Source organism: Syntrophothermus sp. (assembly GCF_013314835.1).
GTDB classification, from domain to species: Bacteria; Bacillota; Syntrophomonadia; order Syntrophomonadales; family Syntrophothermaceae; genus Syntrophothermus; species Syntrophothermus lipocalidus.
This window is the reverse complement of sequence record NZ_JABUEX010000145.1, coordinates 1-2,643: the sequence shown is the minus strand read 5'-3', so window position 1 is coordinate 2,643 and position 2,643 is coordinate 1. Positions and strand designations below refer to the sequence as shown.

Annotated in this window: 2 protein-coding genes; both read left to right on the top strand. The window is 54.0% G+C overall.

Going from position 1 to position 2,643, the window contains the following annotated elements:
- Window positions 1-96 precede the first annotated feature (96 nt).
- Window positions 97-864 (top strand): transposase, encoded by a 768-nt coding sequence (locus HPY90_RS15765; RefSeq protein ID WP_287195919.1) that lies wholly within the window; start codon window positions 97-99, stop codon window positions 862-864.
- A gap of 47 nt (window positions 865-911) precedes the next feature.
- A protein-coding gene (locus HPY90_RS15760) for an IS3 family transposase (RefSeq protein ID WP_502707220.1) occupies window positions 912-2,056 on the top strand; the annotation gives its coding sequence in 2 pieces (ribosomal slippage) (window positions 912-1,185 and window positions 1,185-2,056; 1,146 coding nt in all).
- Window positions 2,057-2,643: the final 587 nt, after the last annotated feature.

The window sequence follows — 2,643 nt, the reverse complement described above, 5'->3', positions numbered from 1 at the left end:
TTGGCTCTTCAGCCAAAAGTGTGGTGAAAAAAAGAGGGGAATGTGGTAGGAACTCCTTGATGATTAACAACTTAGGAAAGGAGTTAACCTACCACAATGAGCATCAGAGATTTTATGCTGAAATTCCTGAATTTACAAGGGTATAAGGTGAGGGGTCTGGAGTACAGGGGGAATGAGGTATTAATCAGGGTGGAATTAAGGCGGAGGACAGGCAGCTGTCCTCACTGCGGCAAGAGGTGCGGGTATCTACATCAATATCAACAAGAGCGGAAGGTCTGGCACAAGGTTATAGGGGAACACAGGATTTATTTAGTCGGGAGGAAGAGGAGGTGGAGGTGTAAGAGATGCGGGAAGGTTTTTACCGAGGAATGGCCTTTGGTGCGGAAGTGGTCCCGGAAGAGCCGGGAGGTGGAGGTTGAAGTGCTTGGTCTATTAAGCAGTCACAGTTTTCGTCAGGTGGAGAAGCGCTACGGGGTAAGCGATAAAGCAAGTCGGGGTGTGTTGAAGAAGCTGGAGTTAGTTCCCGATTGGGGTGAAGAGTTGAGAGGCAGGAGGATAAGGTTAGGGATAGACGAACACAGTTTTCGAGGGCGGGATTTAGTGATAACTGTTACCAATCTGAGGCGGAGGAGGGTAATTACAGTCTTACCGGATGACCGGCAGGAGACACTGCGGCGGTTTTTGAGCCAGATACCTGGTTCTATAAGGGGAAAAATCGAGGAGGTCTGTATTGATATTAAGCCTGGATTTATCGCTGCGGTGGAGAAGGAGTTACCTGGTACCAGCATAGTTCTGGACCGGTTCCACGTAATCCATGATGCCAACCGCAGGGTTGAGCTGGTCCCCAAAAACTGGACAGCCTAGATAGGTGCACTTTGGCCTGCCATATCTCGGAAAGGAGGTATGGTAAGATGACAGGCATGAGGAAACAGTACGAAGCGGCCTTTAAGGCCAAGGTGGCCCTGCAAGCGCTGAAGGGGGAGAAGACGATCGCCCAGATCGCCTCGGAATCGGGAGTCCATCCGAACCAGATCCGGAAGTGGCGGGAGCATCTTCTGGAGGTCCTGCCTGAGGTCTTCTCGAACCGAAGGCCCCGGGAGGAGAAGACGCGTGACGAGCTCGAGGCCGAGCTCTACCGCCAGATCGGGCAGCTCAAGGTCGAGCTCGAGTGGCTTAAAAAAAAATCCGAGAAGCTCCTGTCGTAACGAAGCGGCAGGAAGTCGAGCCGATGAACTCCGAGATTCCGGTCTCCCGTCAGTGTGAACTCCTGAACCTGGCCCGGTCGACGTTCTACTACCAGCCCGCGGGCGAGGACGAGGAGAATCTGGCCCTGATGCGGCTCATCGACGAGGAGTACATGCAGCATCCCTTCTACGGAGCTCGACGGATGGCGGCCTGGCTTCGGGCTCGAGGCTACAAGACCAATCGCAAGCGGGTGAGCCGGCTGATGCGGCTCATGGGCCTGCAGGCGATCTATCCGAAACCCCGGCTGAGTGCGAATGGGCCCGATCATAGGGTTTATCCCTACCTTTTAAAAGGACTTAGGGTGGACAGGCCGGACCAAGCTTGGTGCGCCGATGTGACCTATGTCCGTTTGGCCCATGGGTTTGCTTATCTTGTGGTCATTATGGACTGGCATAGTCGCTACGTTCTCTCCTGGGAACTGGCGACGACGTTGGACAAGGCATTTTGCCTTGAGGCCCTGGAGACGGCGCTCCGGATCACGACGCCTGAGATCTTCAATACGGACCAGGGCCCGCAGTTTACGAGTCGGGAGTTCACGGGCCGGCTGGAAGCCGAAGGCGTCCGGGTGAGCATGGATGGCCGGGGCCGGGTGTACGACAACATTTTTCTTGAGCGCTTGTGGCGGACGGTGAAGTACGAGGAGGTCTATCTTCATGAGTACCTGAGCGCGGGGGACGCCCGGAGGCACCTCGCGGAATACTTTCGGTTCTATAACGAAGAGCGACTGCACGAGACCCTGGGCTATCGGACGCCCCACGAAGTCTACTTTGACCGGACGCCCGAGTGGGCGGCCTCCGGAGCCGTGGTTTGATATGGACGGGCTTGAGATCGTCGATCCTGGGGGAAATGGTGAAGCCGATTTTCCAGAGACCGACCGGAATCGTGGCTTCCAGGAGAAGAAAAGAATAGAATGGTCACAATCGGCAGGTCAGAGATGCACCTTCACCGGGCCTCTCATCTGTCCAGACAATGGGGTCCATCTCAATTTGCTTGTTCTTTCCGGTTAAAACATGGTATCAAGTTTAAGGGGTTTGTTTGGAAGCGAAGTGGTGGTATTCCGGCTATACGGGTTGGGGCTGAGGAAGTGGGGAGATTTATCAGGTTGATACTGGGAAGAGCGGGGCTTCCTTCCTTAAAGGTTTTGTAAAAGCTTTTAATGGAAAGGAGGAAACCTGTAGTGCCCCCAAAAAGCAATACACTTTTTTGCCAATTTTGAGGTAGAGGTTGGTTCGAAAAGGATATCTTCGCTAATTGCCTGGCGAGCAACGAGCTCCATCCGCTTCATGTCTCAGATTCCCCCTGTTAGGGCTGCCTGCTGGCGTTGAATCCATTGCTGATAAAACTCCTCAGGACTGAGGTCAGCCGGGGCCGAGTGTACATAGAGCCGATTGTAATCTT

Excerpts from the sequence above, each read along its gene's own strand:
- HPY90_RS15765 (WP_287195919.1), top strand. The coding sequence starts at position 97 with ATGAGCATCAGAGATTTTATGCTGAAATTCCTGAATTTACAAGGGTAT.